The sequence below is a fragment of the Dehalococcoidia bacterium genome (genome assembly GCA_003597995.1).
Taxonomy (GTDB): domain Bacteria; phylum Chloroflexota; class Dehalococcoidia; order Dehalococcoidales; family UBA1222; genus SURF-27.
In genome coordinates this window covers 1-15,287 of the sequence record QZJY01000044.1, presented here as the reverse complement: position 1 = coordinate 15,287, position 15,287 = coordinate 1, and the positions used below count along the sequence as shown (strand labels likewise).

General features: G+C 50.1%; 12 protein-coding genes and 1 other RNA gene. 9 read left to right on the top strand and 4 right to left on the bottom strand.

Annotated features, from left to right (window positions below):
* The 3 genes from C4542_06040 to C4542_06030 form a co-directional block, all read left to right on the top strand.
* On the top strand, positions 1–981 hold a 981-nt coding region (locus C4542_06040; protein ID RJO61624.1), incomplete at its 5' end, for a 4Fe-4S dicluster domain-containing protein.
* Positions 982–984: 3 nt separating this feature from the next.
* Complete coding sequence (locus tag C4542_06035) at positions 985–2,193, top strand: pyridoxal-phosphate dependent enzyme (GenBank protein RJO61623.1); 1,209 nt, start codon at positions 985–987, stop codon at positions 2,191–2,193.
* Between the two features lie 109 nt (positions 2,194–2,302).
* Positions 2,303–3,610, top strand: a complete 1,308-nt coding sequence (locus tag C4542_06030) for a putative sulfate exporter family transporter (protein ID RJO61622.1) — start codon at positions 2,303–2,305, stop codon at positions 3,608–3,610.
* A 459-nt stretch (positions 3,611–4,069) separates the two neighbouring features.
* Here C4542_06030 and C4542_06025 read toward each other — a convergent pair whose 3' ends face one another.
* Positions 4,070–4,516, bottom strand: coding sequence for a hypothetical protein (locus C4542_06025; GenBank protein ID RJO61621.1), 447 nt, complete (start codon positions 4,514–4,516; stop codon positions 4,070–4,072).
* Between the two features lie 56 nt (positions 4,517–4,572).
* Positions 4,573–5,190 carry a hypothetical protein gene (locus tag C4542_06020; protein ID RJO61620.1) on the bottom strand — a complete coding sequence of 206 codons (618 nt, stop codon included), beginning with the start codon at positions 5,188–5,190 and terminating at the stop codon, positions 4,573–4,575.
* A gap of 616 nt (positions 5,191–5,806) precedes the next feature.
* Here C4542_06020 and C4542_06015 point away from each other — a divergent pair.
* From C4542_06015 to C4542_06000, 4 genes are all read left to right on the top strand, one after another.
* Entirely contained in the window at positions 5,807–6,511 is a 705-nt protein-coding gene (locus tag C4542_06015) for a (2Fe-2S)-binding protein (GenBank protein ID RJO61619.1), read from the top strand.
* Positions 6,512–6,521: 10 nt separating this feature from the next.
* Positions 6,522–8,750, top strand: a complete 2,229-nt coding sequence (locus tag C4542_06010; GenBank protein RJO61618.1) for a xanthine dehydrogenase family protein molybdopterin-binding subunit — start codon at positions 6,522–6,524, stop codon at positions 8,748–8,750.
* A gap of 9 nt (positions 8,751–8,759) precedes the next feature.
* On the top strand, positions 8,760–9,740 hold the full coding sequence (locus C4542_06005; GenBank protein RJO61617.1) for a molybdopterin dehydrogenase: 981 nt from the start codon (positions 8,760–8,762) through the stop codon (positions 9,738–9,740).
* Positions 9,741–9,992: 252 nt separating this feature from the next.
* Entirely contained in the window at positions 9,993–10,694 is a 702-nt protein-coding gene (locus C4542_06000) for a hypothetical protein (protein ID RJO61616.1), read from the top strand.
* A 541-nt stretch (positions 10,695–11,235) separates the two neighbouring features.
* Here C4542_06000 and C4542_05995 read toward each other — a convergent pair.
* Both C4542_05995 and rnpB read right to left on the bottom strand, forming a co-directional pair.
* Positions 11,236–12,420: a hypothetical protein gene (locus tag C4542_05995; protein ID RJO61615.1), complete on the bottom strand. Its 1,185-nt coding sequence runs from the start codon at positions 12,418–12,420 to the stop codon at positions 11,236–11,238.
* Positions 12,421–13,168: 748 nt separating this feature from the next.
* An RNA gene (gene rnpB / locus C4542_05990) (RNase P RNA component class A) lies at positions 13,169–13,517 on the bottom strand.
* Positions 13,518–13,795: 278 nt separating this feature from the next.
* Between rnpB and C4542_05985 the strand changes: the two genes are divergently transcribed.
* A complete protein-coding gene (locus C4542_05985) occupies positions 13,796–14,149 on the top strand; it encodes a hypothetical protein (protein RJO61614.1) in 354 nt (117 codons plus the stop codon).
* A 98-nt stretch (positions 14,150–14,247) separates the two neighbouring features.
* The gene (locus C4542_05980) at positions 14,248–14,631 is read left to right on the top strand and encodes a hypothetical protein (protein ID RJO61613.1); all 384 of its coding nucleotides are present in this window, start codon (positions 14,248–14,250) and stop codon (positions 14,629–14,631) included.
* Positions 14,632–15,287 lie beyond the last annotated feature (656 nt).

The following is a 15,287-nucleotide window of genomic DNA, read 5'->3' as shown; positions in this document are numbered from 1 at the left end:
TTTGAGCTGATTGGGAGCCGGGGAAAGACGGGGGAGCGGGGCGCTGACCTCATTAACAGGCTCGGGGTTGAAACGGTTAAACAGTATTTAACCAGAGATTTGCAGAATAGACCCGACCAGCAGGTGGTCGAGTGCCATACAAAGTTAATCGAAGACCAGAGCGACAAGACGATTCTGAGGATCAGGGCTACCTGCGGAGAGGTCGATTCGAAGCAGCTAAGAAAGATCGCTGATATTGCCGAGAGGTTCGGAAAGGGCTTCGTCCATTTCGTGGTGCGCGGCTCTCCCGAAATTCCATGCATCGATAAACAGCATATTCCGGATATTGAAAAGGAGCTTGGGACAGTCGGCCTGCGGATACTGGACGGCGGCATAGATAATCTTCAGACCTGCTACGGGGGTTGCTGCACCGAAAGCATCATGAACACCCATCCCCTGCTCAGGGGCATCGAGAGAAAAATTGATGAACTCGGCATGCGCGACCTGAAAATAAAGATATCCGCTGCCGGCTGCCCCAGCTCGTGCGGTATTGCCCATCTGAGCGACATAGGGTTTCACGGGGGAGTGGAACCCGAAGTCAATGCCAGCTTGTGCGACGGCTGCGGTCTCTGCGTTCCGATTTGTAAAAGAAAAGCCATAGAGATAAAGGATGGCATAGCCATTGTAGATAACGAAGAGTGCCGTTATTGCGGTCAATGCCTCTCTGTTTGCCCTTTCGAAGCTATAACCGAGAAAAGGAGAGGCTATGCCGTACTGGTCGGCGGGCATGAAGGTAAAGACACGAGGTTAGGCACTGTAATTGCCCAATTCGTGTCGGAGGAGACAGCCCTGCAGATCGCTGAAAAATGCCTGAATCTGGTTAGAGCACGGGGCGCTGATGTAGCCGCCATCATTGATGAAATTGGTATAGATAAAGTTAAGGAGAAGCTTACAAGTTTCAGTGATTCGATAGCAGTCACGACAAACAATAATCAGGAGTGACACATGGGTACACAATTAAACAAAAATGAGGCCGACGGGTATGACCACAAATTAAGGGTTTATTCCAATATAACGCAGATGATAGCCAACCCGGAGAATCCGACCCCGCTGGTCAGGGTCAACCGGATTAACCAGAACCCTGGCTTTCAGGTCTATCTCAAGCTCGAAAGATATAACCCGTTCGGCTCGGTAAAAGACAGAATCGCGCTAGAAATGTTGAATGGCCTGGATGCAGGAAACAGGACGGTCATCGAGCCGTCATCCGGGAATACGGGTATCGCCCTGGCCGGGCTGGCCAATGCCAGTGGCCTGGCAATAGAGATAGCCGTGCCTGAACGCATCCCTGAAGAGAAGAAGGTGCTGCTAAGCCTGATGGGCGTCAAAGTGAGAGAAGCTGATGACGCGCTCTGCCCTTTATTCCCGACCGAGGGCGCCAGGGGTTTAGTCAATGCTTTAGTCAGTAGCCCGGCCACCAGAGATAACTATATCAGCCCGAATCAATATGAGAACGAGCTGAACGTGCAGGCCCATTACAGGACAACCGGGCCAGAGATCTGGCTGCAGACAGCCGGCAAGATCGGTTATTTCTTTGCCGGTTTAGGCACCGGCGGGACGATAAGCGGAGTCGGCAAGTACCTGAAAGAAAAAAATCCGGCCGTAAAGATTATCGCGGTGGAGCCGTCTTCATCCAACCACAACCTGCCGGGACTGAAGAGAATCACCGGGCTATCTAAAGAGTTAGAGCCCAAAATCCTCGACAGGTCAGTTATCGACGAGGTCGTCGAGGTCACAGATGAGGATGCCTACCAGACTGCGATAGATTTAGCCAGGAAAGATGGCATTCTGGTCGGCCCGACTACGGGAGCCATATTGCATGTCGCTCTGCAACTCGGCAAAACAAACCGGGGAGTGGCAGTGGCCATATCGCCTGACGATGCCTTTAAATACGCCAGCTTCTATAAGAATTTCCTGGGAAAAGAACCGGGTGAAGCCCGCATTAAGAAACTGGATATCCGCAACTTCGTTTGCCCGCTATCGAAGATGAAGGCGACAGAGCTCTTAGATAGCATGACGGCCGGCGAGACGGCAGAAATAGTGTTAGGCGACAAGGACTCTCTCAGAAGTGTGGCCCAGGAGTTAAGAACCAGGGGCTTGAAATCCAGTTTCAGGCAAGAGGACGAAGCTAAATTTGTCTTATCAGTTACGAAGTAACTATAGGAAATAAGGGTAGGTTCAGGGAGGCAAGTATGCTGTGCACATGTAGACTCGAGATGCCAGTGAATAGAAAATCCTATTAATCTGAACTGAATAGGAGTTAAATTTGAAAATCGATTGGTCGTCTCTATGGAAAAAAGAGGATTGGTGGGCCGTTTGGATCGGCTTTGCCGTCCTGCTTCTTGGAATTGCCAGGTGGCTTCCCAAGTTACCTGTGATTAAGAAATGGACATCACTGGCCCAATCTCTGCCGAACGGGGCTAGCACGCTAGGCAATATAGCACTGCTTTTCATATTCATTCTTGCCTTGACACTGGTCGGCATGGCTTTGATGGGCAAAGCAACACGTAAATACGTTTTGGGATTTCTGGTGATATTCGGGCTATCCTTTTTAGCTATCTGGGTTGGCAAGTTTGCCAGTTTTACCAATTGGGGACTGGAGTCAGTCCTCTGGGCTGTGCTGCTGGGTCTGATTGTCAGCAACATCTTCAAGGTCCCTGAATGGCTCAAGAGCGCCGTACAGACGGAGTTTTTCATCAAGATCGGCCTGGTATTACTGGGTGCCGAAATCCTGTTTTCTACCATCGCCAAGGGAGGCTTGGTGGCCATAGCGCAGGCCTTGCTGGTAGTGATAGTAGTCTGGTTTGCCGCTTACTGGGTGGCTCGCAGGTTTGGTATGGACAAAGAGTTTGCCGGTATCATGGCCTCCGGCGTGTCCATCTGCGGCGTATCAGCGGCCATAGCCGCAGGAGGCGCTCTCAAGGGCAGTCCAAAGCATGTCAGCTACGTAATTTCCCTGGTCCTTCTGGTAGCCATGCCGATGATAATCTTCATGCCGGTACTGGCTAAGGCCATCGGTCTGGCTCCCAATGTCGCCGGGGCATGGATGGGAGGCACCATCGATACCACCGCTGCGGTGGCGGCCACCGGTACGCTGGTCAGTTCCGACACCGGCTTGCAGGTGGCTTCGCTGGTGAAAATGGCCCAGAACGTACTCATCGGGTTCGCGGCCTTCTTTTTAGCCATCTGGTCGACGTTTACATCAAGGAAAGGCCCGGGCGCTGCGGCTAATGAAACCGGCAAACCGCGTCTTATAGATATATGGTACCGGCTGCCCAAATTCATTCTGGGATTCATACTGGCCTCGGTCATCTTTTCTCTGGTTGTGGAGCCGTCCCTGGGCACCAAGACTACCAGCGCCATTCTGGGGGTCACCAAGGGTTACCGCGAATGGTTCTTCGCGCTGGCTTTTGTTTCCATTGGGTTGGATACGCGATTCAAGGATTTGGTTGCTGTCGGGAGGGGTAAGCCCCTGGCCGCTTTTGTGACGGCGCAGGCATTTAACATCGTCTGGGCGCTGCTCGTTGTCTGGTTGCTGTGGTCAGGCACTTTCTTTGCCGCTCCCATCAAATAAGCCGGGACTGAAAGCACTTAGCGGAGGGGGAGCCGTAATAGCGGACTCCCCCTCGATTTTTTTGTATGGCGTGGTCGTCCTGCCTCCCCTTAAACAGCTCAACAGGTATGTTAGATAGACGAATGACAAAAATAGTTTTATTATTTGAGTTTCAGCGACAAATCAGTCGAAATCCTAGGACTACCGGGAGGGAATAAAATGCCGGAGATGCGCGCCCAGGTTTGAAACTTTAAAAACGAACCTTTATTGCACATCTGCCATTGACAACATAAGAAGGGCGTAGGATACAATCCACAAGACAAATTTAAAGCTAGCTAATATTGTAACTATCTCGGTGAGCGCGTCGCTGAACGCGCAGGCATTGGGCCTACATCAGTTCGGAGGGTTGTCCGCCCAGGCTGTTCAAGGGAAAATACCCGGTGTTGGGCTACTACACGCTCTAGAAACCTAAATCAGCACTTAATATCCGGGCGTCCCGGTGCTGGCCCCGCTGACTATCCTTATTAGGCAGTCCTGTACCACGATGTAGTTCCACAAATAACCCTGCACCTGGCCTGTTACCTCTATGAGTGTCCCCTCGCCGATATCCCAGAGATCGGATGCGTAGCGCGGTTTGAATTTCACATTCCCTACCAGCACATACTCCTCGGTAGCCCGTAAGGGATAAAGTGCCTTACTGACCTCGGTAACCTTTAACTGGCCGAAGTAGAACTGTTGGCCAGCATATCTGGCATCAGCTGCCTTAACATCACTGGCGTAATCGCCCCGCATCTGTGAAACGTTGACAAGAGGGAGCGGCGTTATAAAAGTTAAATCTGGGGCATAAACAGTATTAGTGTGAAAACATCCTGTAACAGCCACAAGGCTTGTCATCATGACTACAACTATCAATCTTTGAGCCTTCATTTTAACCCTTACTCCAGTCTTTCTAATGTCGCCAATTAACCGCCGGTGAATCTTTGCTATTGGTCAGACATAATGTACTGGGACCAATCGATGAACACCGGCGGGTGATACTCATTTTCCGAGCGTGTTAACTCCTTCAGGTACTCCTTCAGGCTGGAAACGAATGGCCGCGCATTCAACGGAATTTTACCTGTGCCGTTACATGCGATACATGGTATACCTCCGATTACGACTTCGGCACGCAATAAAGTCTTACCGGGTTGATCAAGGCCGGTTCCAAAGACGACATTATAATCGCTATTTATTATCGATTGAACCGGTACATCCACTTTTACAAATTGGCTGTCAACCATGTTGTTCCCTTCATCTTTGGAAGTGTCTATCAACATTATCTTAATCCACCCCACCGCTTCTTCGTTGCCGTCATTCAGCATCTGGATTTTGGTGTTAAATTTCCATACTGTGTAAACACCACAGGTGTCCTGGACTCTCTTCAGTTCCACAAAGGATAAATCCAGGATTTTGACATTTGCCATGCCGGGCGCGTTTGTAACAGACCCGGTACCACCGCATACAGGACACGGTGTTTTGATCAGTGCGGTGAGCAGCAGGGCAGGTACTATAGCGAAGAAAGCTACGATAAACAGTCTATTGGTATATTTTAATCTTGGCATACAATCTTACCAGCGTTCAGTATGTACCTAATTATAGTAGTAGCATGTAATTTAATCAATGTTATAGTTTCTTAGCTTGCTTAATCATCTATTATTATACCTCTTTACAATGATTATTGTAAGTTTTCCCTTACATCGTTTATAGTGAATACCTTACAAAAGAATCAGCTTGACATACAAGCTTTGTTTCTCGTAATATAATATTCGCGAAAATGGAGGTGGCGGTCGGCATAAGGAGGGCAAACTTATAGATTCGGGAAGACGAAGATAACATCAATCTTAAACGCTTCATTTTAATGCGTCTCCCCCCTGTTAATTTATTTCTTGTCAAAGAAGAGCCTCTCCCTATGCCGACTGTTTACATTATAGCGGCAGGCTTTGCCGGGGGAAATCAGGGTGCCCGGGGTGTTTTTCTTCCACTCCGGCTTAAATGATAACCTCCCCCTCCCGTGTGCCGCCCTGGGTGTAATCGGGCTATGCGGCAGAGTCTGCCCAAGACATCATCACCAAATTTGGATATAGCAAAATCTAAAAGGAAAGGAGGGATGGAAAAGCAGAATTTTGTTTCGAGTATTTTCCGTTACGATTCTATTAAAGGAGGAAACAGTAAATCGAAATGTCAGAACAAGTGAAAAAGGAAGAAACTCACGGGTTATCCAGGCGTGAATTCCTCAAAGACGCCGGATTGGTAGTAGGCGGGGCTACTATCGGTTCCATGGGATTGCTTAGTGCCTGCGGCAAAGCGACGACGGAGACACTGACACAGACCAAAACGGTCACCCAGACCGGTGGCGTTACTACGGTCACCAAGACCGGTGGCGTTACTACCGTAACAGTAACAGCGCCGCCGACCGGGCCAACCGGTACATTTACCACCATGACCATCAACAGTAAAAAGTATGAGCTGGTCAATCTGTCGGCCTGGTGGTCTCTGTCCTGGGTTCTACGCGAGGTACTGGGCCTGGTAGGTACCAAGACCGGGTGCAACCGTGGCGAATGCGGCACCTGCACCATCATCATGAATGGCAAATCCGTCGCCTCCTGCATGGTGCTGGCCGTTGAGGCCAACAATGCGCAAATACAAACCATCGAAGGTTTGTCTGGACAGAGCGGCCAAAAATTGAATCCGTTGCAGCAAGCTATCTTTAACGATGATGCCTTGCAATGCGGCTTCTGCACGCCGGGTTTCCTTATGTCAGCCCAAGCACTCCTTAACAAGAAACCTAAACCAACCTTCGACGAAGTCCGCGAAGCGCTCTCTGGCCACATCTGCACCTGCGGCAACACCAAATTCTACGTCGACGCTGTGATGAAGGTATAAGGAGACAGATATGGCTCTAAACGTAATAGGTAAACAAGGCAATAAGGAAAAATATACCCTGATAAAGAAGATGACCGGCGACTGGGACTACGCCGGCGACAATTTCCCCGGTAAAAAACTCATCTGTCGCACGGTGTTATCCAACATCGCCAAAGGCAAGATAACCAATATCGATACCAGCGCCGCTGAAGCGTTACCTGGCGTTAAGGCAGTGACTACCTACAAAGATTGCCCCGTTCTCAACGCCAACATCACATGGTGGGGGCAGGAAGTCTGCGCCATCGCCGCCATAGATGAAGAGACCGCGAACCAGGCGGTTGAATTGGTCAAGGTAACCTATGACCAGGGGACCGCGGTGGTAGATGCGGAAGACGCTCTCAAGCCGGGAGCTCCGTTATCCGGTGTCTGGCCTGACACCAACGTTCGCACCACTTCGATCGTGCGCGGAGACGTCAACGAGGGCTTCAAGCAGGCCGACGTCACTGTTGAAGAAACCGTCGGCTGGACATACCGCTGGCAGCACATGGAAATTGAACCCCGCTGCGCACTGGCCACCTGGGTGGGAGCACATCTATATCTGTGGACCTCGTCGCAAAATCCCTTCGGCCAGAGAAGCGCGGTATCCGGCAGCCTCAACGTCCCGCTTCAAATGACCCATCTTGTATCGCATGGTTCGGGTTCGGGCCACGGAGATAAACACACCTGTGAATATGGCGTTATCGCCGCAGTGCTTGCCAAGAAAGCCGGCATGCCGGTCCTGTATCAGCTCAGTCGCCGCGAGCTCGTACTGAACGCCATGCGCCAGCATCAGGCCAAGGGCAGGGTGAAGATAGGCGTCAAGAACGATGGGACGATTGTCGCCATAGACTGCACCATGTACGGCGACGCCGGCGGCAACGGCTCGGTCTGGGCAGCTGGCTTGCACTGGATGTTACGCACCACCTGGAAATGCGCCAACGCGCGATTCGATTCACAGGACATAGCTACCAATACTCCTCCTACAGGATACTTCCGCTGCGTGGCTGACCCTCCGGGCGATTTCATCATGAACCAGGTGATTGACATGGTAGCCTACAAACTCAACATGGACCCGGTGGCTTTCAGGATAAAGAACTCCGTAACCCCGGATCTGGTGCATCAGGACACCAAACTGCCATACGCCAGCATTGCCATCAAGGAAATGTGGCAGACGGCGGCCGACTCCATAGGCTGGAGTTCCAAGTTTCACGCCCCGGGTGCCAAAACTTTACCTGACGGCAGGCTCCACGGCATCGGCATCGCCGGTGGCGTAGACAGCCACGGCCAGCTTTCAGCCCCGGTAGGCGCCGTGGTCCACCTCACCCGCGACGGCAAAGCCCTTACCAACCATGGGCAGAGCTACAACTCTTTCTCCGTCATATCGTGCACCCATATCGTGGCTGAAACTCTGGGGATGCTATATGACGATGTGCAAATCGGGTCTATCGGCGAGACCGATACCAGTTCAGAAGGTGGCTCCGAAGGCGGGTCTACGCGCACCATCACCCTGGGGGCCGCTTTCCAATCGGCTTCAGAGGACGCGCGCGACCAGGCTTTTGCCGTGGCTGCCACCATGTTTACCCCGCCACTCACCAAGGATAAGCTATCCGCCGCTGATGGTAAAATCTTCGAAACGGCCAACCCTGCCAATTCCAAGACCTGGAAAGAAGTAGCCGCCAAGTTCAGCAACCCCATAATCGGCAGGGGCTATACATGGGCCAAGAAGCTGCGACGCCCTGTCCTCAACTGGCCAATCGGCACCGACTGCGAGACGCGCGGCTCGGAAGTCACCGCCGCCGAGATAGCCGTTGACCCGGAAACCGGTGAAATCGAGATACTCAGCATGGTCAACGTGATTGATGCAGGCCGGGCCGTATATCTCCGGGGCACTGAAAAGCAGATGTTCGGCGGCCTCGAGATTATCGCCGGACAGGCTCTGTGGTACGAAGATGTTGTCGAAAAAGCCTCTGGAGCTATTCTAAACCCATCCTTCCTCGATCACAAACTTCCTACAAGCCTGGACATCCATCAGGACCGCAACAAGATTTCTATCACGGAATCGGATGATGCGGCTGGCCCATACGGCGCGCACGGTATCGGCGAGCCAGTGGTAAATGCCTACTGCTGTATCAATGCGGCGCTCTATAACGCCACCGGCAAGTGGGTCAAGGAAAGCCCGATCTTGCCCTGGAAAGTCCTGCAGGCTCTGGGAAAGGCATAGGAGCAGAATATGAAATACATTAAACACGTAGACGTAACCACTGTTGATGCTGCGATAGCCGAACTCAAAAAAGGCAAGGCGGCAGTTATTGCCGGCGGCACCGATATAATCGGTGAATTCAAGAGCATGACATCGCCAAACCTCCCCGATACGCTCGTCAATATCAAGGGTATTGCTGCTCTTAGCAAACTGACTGAAGAGGGGGGAGTGCTCAAAATCGGCGCGCTGACCACACTGTCGGAAATCGCCGATTCCTCCGTGGTGCAGACCAAGTACACCGCTCTGGCTCAAGCCGCGCGCAAAGTGGCGTCACCCGAGCTCAGGAATATGGGCACTATCGGCGGCAACATCTGCCAGCATGTGCGCTGCTGGTATTATCGCCACGAACACAATGCCTTCGCCTGTCTGCGCAAGAATCCCCAGGGTCTGTGCTATGCGCTGGCCGGTGACAACCGCTACCACTCCATCTTCGGCGCGGTGAGCGGCTGTGTGGCCGTCAACCCGAGCGACATAGCCCCTGCCCTGGTGGCCCTGGATGCCAAGATTGTCACTTCCAAGAAGACAGTGGCTGCCCAGGACTTCTTCGCGACGAAACTGGCTCCCGCAGGCGAAGGCACCACGGTTCTGGATGCCGACGAGATTGTCATCGAGATTCAGGTGCCCGCACCAGCCGCGGGCGTCAAAAGCGCCTTCGTCAAGTTCGCCCTGCGCAAGTCCTTTGACTTCCCCATCGTCAACTGCGCCGCCATGATAGGTGGCACCAACGCCCGCATATGCCTGAACGCGGTGCACAACACTCCTCGCCGCGTCACTGCGGCTGAGGATGCCGTCAAAGGCAAAACTATCGACAACACCGTGGCCGAGGCCGCCGGAGCGGCAGCCGTAACCGGCGCCATGGCGCTGCCCGTTACCGGCTGGAGCTACGGCAACAAGTACATGATTCAGATCGCCAAGACCGTGGTCAAACGTGCCGTTTTAGCATGTAAATAACTCCCTGAATAATGTCAACGACACCGAACCGGCAAATTTGCCGGTTCGGTGTTTTATTTCATAGCTGCCGTTTTATCCTGGCATGCGGTGTACGAGGCTTACTTCGGATCTAAACCGGCGGTTACTCCTGATATGCATTGAATAACGCGACCATGAGGGAAATAAATATAACTTTTTTGGTGACAAAAATCACATCACAAGAATGTGAAGTTGGGTAATCTAATAGTGAAAAATGCTTTCAGGTGGTGGTCTATGAAATTAATATTACTGCTGGTCGCCTTAACAACACTGTCTTGTATCCTTATATTCAACAGCGTTCCGATTGCCGCGGGATCTTTCCCCCTGGTACAAATCACTCCTGAATATGTCGATTTCGGGTCACAGGAAGTCGGGCAGCCCAGCTCTGCGGTTAGTCTTACCGTGGCTAACCTGCCAGGCGGCACTTTTACCCTGGTCGTGCCGGATTTGTATATCGAAGGGCCCAATTCTGCCAGCTTCTCAATCATCGACGATAACGTCAAGCATAGAGCTATAGATAATGGTACGTCGGCTACTCTGGGGCTGGTCTTCAAGCCTGTAAGTAACGGAGCACAGGATGCCACGCTGGTGATAATCACCAATGCCGGGATAGACCTGAGCGAAGTTAAATTCAAGGTTCCCTTAACCGGTGTGGGTACGGGTGGTGTGCCGATAATTAGCACCACGCCAATATCCCCAAGCCCAACGCCAGGCACCTCATTGTATACCACCGGGCAGAACCAGCCATCCAGTTCAGAGGGTAGTCAAGCTGATAAAACTGTGCCCAGTCAGGTTGCGTCAAATCCTGAAAGCGCCCCGGCAACCACCGCATCCGAACAGGGAGACAAACAAACGGTTGTGATAATTCTGCTTGTATTGACTGTGACCGCGTTGGTTACGGGTCTCTTGATAATATTGCGCCGAAACAAAGGCTGATATTCCGCGCGCAGGTTTGGGAAGATGATTACTGGGACACTGTCAGCATGGCAGTAAGGGTGTCCTGACCGATTGTGTAGCTGGTATCATCGGCAATATAGGCCCCAAATTCGGTCTGGTAAGTGCCTGCTTGAGCAACTGTTACATAAAATTGTACTGGAATAATCTCGTCTCCATAGAATAGAAACTGCTGTTTATCCCATAGCTTCCCATTCAGGGTTATATAAGCTATCCCTATTCTCTCTACAATACCCGGGATGTAGATATAGGCTTTAACTAATATTTTTTCCCCTATACTAGCCTTGTCCGGGGATACGGATAGGTCGCCGAATGTCCATTGCGTATTTCTCCAATCATAATCGGGCGTTTTTAAACCATCCGAGCGATAACGCTGTGCTTCCCACGTTGCTAGAGTTTATAGAATACTTGCAACCTGGGCTTATGCCCAACGCTATTGTCATCAACACCAATAGCACTTTTAACATTGGTTTCATTCCGTCTGTTCCCAAAATAGCGCGAAGCCAGCATCATTCCTTCCAGGTCAAACTAGAGCGTCAATTATGGGATTCAAGTTTTCAACCTCGTCTCCCACATGTAACAGTTGAATTTTATATTCAGGTTTAGCCTCCGGCAAAGGTTCACCGGCAGGTTCATTTGGGGTCAACATATTTGATTCCGTTGCATCTACCGAGAGCGTTTTATTTTCCTGCTGGGTATGAATAGTTAACAGGTCGAGCAATGCCGTAGTCGCAGCCTCAGGAACAGGCTTCCGACAGACCACGAAACTACCGATTTTGGGTTTGAGAGCATCGTAATGGCGCTTGACATCGTCTAACCCTTCTTTTTCATACCAGTCGGCATTTTCCTTGAAATCTATGATTATGTCCGGCCTGGCGATATAATGAGAATCTGCCACCAGCACCAGATCTTCCTTTTCTTCAGCCGTGTAGATCAAAACATCAGGCCACAATTTGTTCCGGCCAAACTCCTTTTCTATTTCCTTCAAACGCATCCATTCCTGCTTCTGGCTGGTCGATCTGGCCTTCCAGTAAGCCTCAAAATGGCACGGTACAATAGTTACAAAGCGTTTAAATTTATTGGAATGTAAAATAATCCCGGGAGTGAAAAAACTGCATATTAAATTTTGCTCTAAAGAAATCTTCTGGCTGGCCTGGGCGCCGGGAACACTATCTTCGTGATACCCCGGGAATATTTCTCCGTCAAACGGCGGTGCCGTTACGCTATAAAGTTCATCGGGTAGAATTTTATTGATAACAGCGACCATAACCCAGTCCCGGTATCCCGCCCGCATAAAGGTGGCGAAATCCCGGCTCAGGCTTTCTCTGGCTACCTTTTCGAATGTATCCAGCTGTGTTGTCCCCTTGAGTAAATCGAACAACGGACCGTATAGTCCGCGGATCACGCCATCGATGGGGTTACGCAGAAACCAGTCCAATCCGCCGCTTATTTCTATGCCTGCCAAATTTAGCTTGTCCGTCGCCTCCTGAGTCGCATCATTCCATTTCTTGCCAAGGACTATCCCTTCTTCTAACTCAGGGGTAAAATAATCCTTGGCCAGATTTGTATGCACGCTGTCGAATAAACGGTAGAAATCCGAGCGTACATCCTCTGGAAGCACCACGCATGTCTTGCTTATCTCAATATTAGGGTGACTAAGAATGAACTCTTTTAATTCATCGTAGCTTTTTTGCCAGTTATTTGACATGATTTTACCTTTCCCCTTACTTAATCAATCCGAACAGACCATTAATTAAAAGTGAATTCGTAAAGCCTGATTAACTGAGCTGCCAATAGCAATACGCTAGTCTAAGCTTTTAAATACTAATTACCCGAAATATTATATCATATTTTATCTTATAAGAGACCCGCCCCAATAGGGGGCCACTTAGGATACTCATCACATCACTATAAACACCTTTATTAGTACTATTCGCATTTGGTTGTTTCCATGGATCATTTACCTTCGCGAAATTGGATATACCAACCAAAACCGAATAATGCTATCCTTGGGCAACTGGGGATTGTATCTATAAATGTCAACGGTTTCGGGTTGCCGCAGGATTAGTCGTGGATTGGCCAGAAGTTCAGCCTGTCTGACCAACCCTTCAAAATCCCCCTGATCGTAGTATTTCGGCAGCACCTGAGGCCTTCATCTTGAGCTTAAACGGCTGACCGATGAAATCAAAGAAAACCTGCAATGCATGGTAGTGGAGAAGCACCGAATTTGGTTTATAGCCCTTTTGTCTCAGATCAGCTAGATATTCTTTAGCAGTGACCACATCAGGCAGTCTATCAGCCAGCCACTTCCGGTAGGTGCTGATGACTTGCCCGTAGCGCTTGATTGTTTTTTCGTCCCGGTCGCTCTGTAGCAGTTCCTGATGATAATCTTCGAACACAGAACTAGCATACCACCGGGGTTTTCGGAGGTGTGCAAGCTCTGGAAACTCGCAAGGTGGCCAAGTAAACCTATAAGCCGAGTTCTGTATCCGCCTGAGGCGGACGGCGACCATCTATCTAGCCCTGGTGTTACCGCCAGGGTCGTGCGACCAACCCGGGGAAAGGCCGGGCACCCAGGTCCCCCTATTTGGTCTTGCTCCGGATGGGGTTTGCCCAGCCGGCCGGTTACCCGGCGCGCCGGTGAGCTCTTACCTCGCCATTTCACCCTTACCCGCCTGAGGCGGGCGGTATGTTTCTGTGGCACTAAGCCGTAGGGTCACCCCTCCTGGACGTTATCCAGCATCCTGCCCGGTGGAGCTCGGACTTTCCTCCCCGTTAAAACGGGGCGGTCGCCCGGTTTACTTGGCCGTATATACTCTATCGGAGGGGATGGTTTATGTCAACAGGGGATGGCCACTGGTATTTCTTCAGGTGGTACAGGTCACGGTCATCGTCCATGCGCGCGTAGAGGTCGGAGAATTCCGCCTTGCGCGACTGTACGAGTTTGTAGATATCCTGTTATGAAATATCTCTCATAATCATTGACTGCCAGTGGTATAATTTCGACAAGATTTATTTGGGGCGTAGTGGTTAAAGGTACGTTGGCAATTGGAATACTTTTATAAAGAAAGAGGCGGTTGAATATGAAATGGTTCGAAAAGCATTTGAACTTAACGTTGGCGATGGCAATATTCGTTTGCTATACGATAGCTTATTTTATCACCTATGGTCTCATTATCGGCATTGTTCTGGCAGGAATCAGCAGTGCCTGGTACCTCGGAAATAAAAATCGGAGCATGGGCTGGTATATTCTTTGGTGTTGGGTAACTGCCGGAGCGAGTTATAGCTCAGGATACGCCAGTTTATTTACCCCGATTTTAGGAGCGTTGTTCTTATTGCCGCTAAAAAACAAGAGCTTCAAAACTATCAACCCCGTTCCTGCGCTGGAGCCTGATGTTCAATACACCAAAACAGGCGCCGGGAATACGAACGAATAATAAAAACATGAGCCAATTTGGGACTTGGCAACGCGCTTTTAATGACCCGGCTCACAGATCATCTGGTTAGTCCCACTATTACGTAGGAGGTTTAATCGATGCCTGGCACACCAAATGGAATAGGAACAAGTTTTTGGGGGCGTGCTGAGCCGAAAGCCAATGGTTCATATATTACAACTGAATGGTTTACAATTGTAATTCCAATTATTCCTATCAAATCTCACAGACTGATCCCTACCAAACGCTCCGGTTCACGCCAAGAATATCTCGTTTTGGAAACATTCCCTTCGGTACACGGGAAACAAGTTAAACATGTTTACCAGAGTCTATTGCCATTTTTGCTCGTTTTCGGTATCGGCCTCTACATTCTAATCGAGGTTGGCTTTAACCAGAATAATGCCGTAGGTTTTATAGCTTTCATGGCCATATTCTTCGTTTCATTTTTATTGTTCAGCTTTTTGGTTAACCGTATAACTTACTGAAACGGCCGTGAGGCGACAGCTATATTTAGGTTAATTATTGGGTAAAAACGATTCTTGACAGGGACGCTATAATTAAGACTATGGGTAATAGGCGGACCGTCACACCAGGCAAAATAGTACTCATTATATTATCTGCCTGCTTGATTTTGCTTATCGCATGTGGCAAAGCCGTGCCCACGCCAGCAATTTCTAGTATCGTTGTGCCAACCTCTACTGCCCCCCTTACTAGAAGTATTACTTTTGAACAATTATTGGAGGTTGTCAAGCCTCTAGTAAGTAATATTTCTCAATCTTTTACCAATTATTCTTCGGACTTGCAGGCGATGACATCCTTCAAGGATCAGTTAATTGCTCTGAATTTGAAGGCTGGGTTAACGCAGATAACAAGCCAACTCAGATCGTCTGGAATTCTCGACTCTTGCGTCACCGTTCAGACATCAGATCTTGGCCTAATTAACCTTTATGTACTGCCATCTGATTTCTCTTTGACTTCCGAAGATGAGAGATTGCAGGTCGTTTATTTGAAAGCCAACGAAAAAGTCGGTCTTATCCCTGCCTGACGTTCCCCCCGTAAATAAAGCCAACAGCATCTTAGGGTTCTCCGCTAGAATATAGCGAACAGGAGGACTCTACATGCAACGCAAGAAATACACGGA

Bases quoted from the DNA above. Each gene is read 5' to 3' on its own strand.
- C4542_06015 (RJO61619.1), top strand. From the start codon at position 5,807: ATGTCAGAACAAGTGAAAAAGGAAGAAACTCACGGGTTATCCAGGCGT.
- C4542_06000 (RJO61616.1), top strand. From the start codon at position 9,993: ATGAAATTAATATTACTGCTGGTCGCCTTAACAACACTGTCTTGTATC.
- C4542_06005 (RJO61617.1), top strand. From the start codon at position 8,760: ATGAAATACATTAAACACGTAGACGTAACCACTGTTGATGCTGCGATA.
- C4542_05985 (RJO61614.1), top strand. From the start codon at position 13,796: ATGAAATGGTTCGAAAAGCATTTGAACTTAACGTTGGCGATGGCAATA.
- C4542_06010 (RJO61618.1), top strand. From the start codon at position 6,522: ATGGCTCTAAACGTAATAGGTAAACAAGGCAATAAGGAAAAATATACC.
- C4542_05995 (RJO61615.1), bottom strand. From the start codon at position 12,420: ATGTCAAATAACTGGCAAAAAAGCTACGATGAATTAAAAGAGTTCATT.
- C4542_06025 (RJO61621.1), bottom strand. From the start codon at position 4,516: ATGAAGGCTCAAAGATTGATAGTTGTAGTCATGATGACAAGCCTTGTG.
- C4542_05980 (RJO61613.1), top strand. From the start codon at position 14,248: ATGCCTGGCACACCAAATGGAATAGGAACAAGTTTTTGGGGGCGTGCT.
- C4542_06035 (RJO61623.1), top strand. From the start codon at position 985: ATGGGTACACAATTAAACAAAAATGAGGCCGACGGGTATGACCACAAA.
- C4542_06020 (RJO61620.1), bottom strand. From the start codon at position 5,190: ATGCCAAGATTAAAATATACCAATAGACTGTTTATCGTAGCTTTCTTC.